General features: G+C 68.0%; 1 protein-coding gene. It reads left to right on the top strand.

Going from position 1 to position 1,369, the window contains the following annotated elements; all coding sequences use genetic code 11:
• Window positions 1–11 precede the first annotated feature (11 nt).
• On the top strand, window positions 12–1,307 hold the full coding sequence (gene glyA, locus OE647_RS20055; RefSeq protein WP_263723537.1) for a serine hydroxymethyltransferase: 1,296 nt from the start codon (window positions 12–14) through the stop codon (window positions 1,305–1,307).
• The last annotated feature ends 62 nt before the right edge of the window (window positions 1,308–1,369 follow it).

Below are 1,369 nucleotides of genomic sequence, written 5' to 3'. Positions count from 1 at the left end.
AGGAGACGCCGATGACTGCCCCGCACCGCGACGCTGGATTTTTCACTGAGAGTCTTTCGAGCCGGGACCCTGAGCTTTTCGGGTCGATCCGGTCCGAGCTTGGGCGTCAGCGCGACGAGATCGAGCTGATCGCGTCGGAGAACATCGTCTCGCTGGCGGTGCTGGAGGCGCAGGGCTCGGTGCTGACGAACAAATACGCCGAGGGCTACCCGGGCAAGCGCTACTACGGCGGCTGCCAGTACGTCGACGTCGCCGAGACGCTGGCGATCGAGCGCGCCAAGGCGCTCTTCGGCTGCAACTTCGCCAACGTCCAGCCGAACTCCGGCAGCCAGATGAACCAGGCGGTGTTCCTGGCGCTTCTGCAGCCGGGCGACACCTTCATGGGGCTCGACCTGAACTCCGGCGGTCACCTGACCCACGGCAGCCCCGTGAACATGTCGGGCAAGTGGTTCAACGTCGTCTCCTACGGCGTGCGCCAGCAGGACCAGCGGCTCGACATGGACGACGTGCGCGCCAAGGCGCTGGAACATCGCCCGAAGCTGATCCTGGCGGGCGGCACCGCCTATAGCCGCGAATGGGACTGGGCGGCCTTCCGCGCCATCGCGGATGAAATCGGCGCCTACCTGCATGTCGACATGGCCCATATCGCGGGCCTGGTGGCCGGCGGCGTCCATGCCTCGCCGCTGCCGCATGCCCATGTGGTGACCACGACCACGCACAAGTCGCTGCGCGGGCCGCGCGGCGGCATGATCCTGTGCAACGACGAAGACATCGCGAAGAAGATCAACTCCGCCGTCTTCCCCGGCCTTCAGGGCGGCCCGCTGATGCATGTGATCGCCGCCAAGGCCGTGGCCTTTGGCGAGGCGCTGCGGCCCGAGTTCAAGGCCTATGCCGCGCAGGTCAAGGCGAACGCCGCGGCCATGGCGGACGAGCTGATGAAGGGCGGGATCGACATCGTCTCGGGCGGGACCGACAACCACCTGTGCCTGGCGGACCTGCGCCCGAAGAAGGTGACCGGCAAGGCCGCCGAGGCCGCGCTCGGCCGCGCCCACATCACCTGCAACAAGAACGGCGTGCCCTTCGACCCGGAAAAGCCCTTCGTGACCTCCGGCATCCGCCTGGGTGCGCCGGCCGGCACCACCCGCGGCTTCGGCGAAACGGAGTTCCGCCAGATCGCCCGCTGGATCGTCGAGGTCGTGGACGGCCTGGCCGCCAACGGCGAGGACGGCAACAGCGCCGTCGAAGCCAAGGTCCGCGCCGAGGTCGAGGCGCTCTGCGCCCTCTTCCCGCTCTACCCCACGCTCTGATCCCAAGACCCACAAACACCAGGGGCGCCCCACAAAAAGGGGCGCCCCTGCGCTTGGTGGAA

Source organism: Albidovulum sediminicola (assembly GCF_025751575.1).
In the GTDB taxonomy this organism is placed as follows: Bacteria; Pseudomonadota; Alphaproteobacteria; order Rhodobacterales; family Rhodobacteraceae; genus Albidovulum; species Albidovulum sediminicola.
The sequence above is the reverse complement of the archived record's forward strand: the minus strand, read 5'-3'. Positions and strand labels throughout refer to the sequence as shown.

Excerpts from the sequence above, each read along its gene's own strand:
- glyA (WP_263723537.1), top strand. The coding sequence starts at position 12 with ATGACTGCCCCGCACCGCGACGCTGGATTTTTCACTGAGAGTCTTTCG.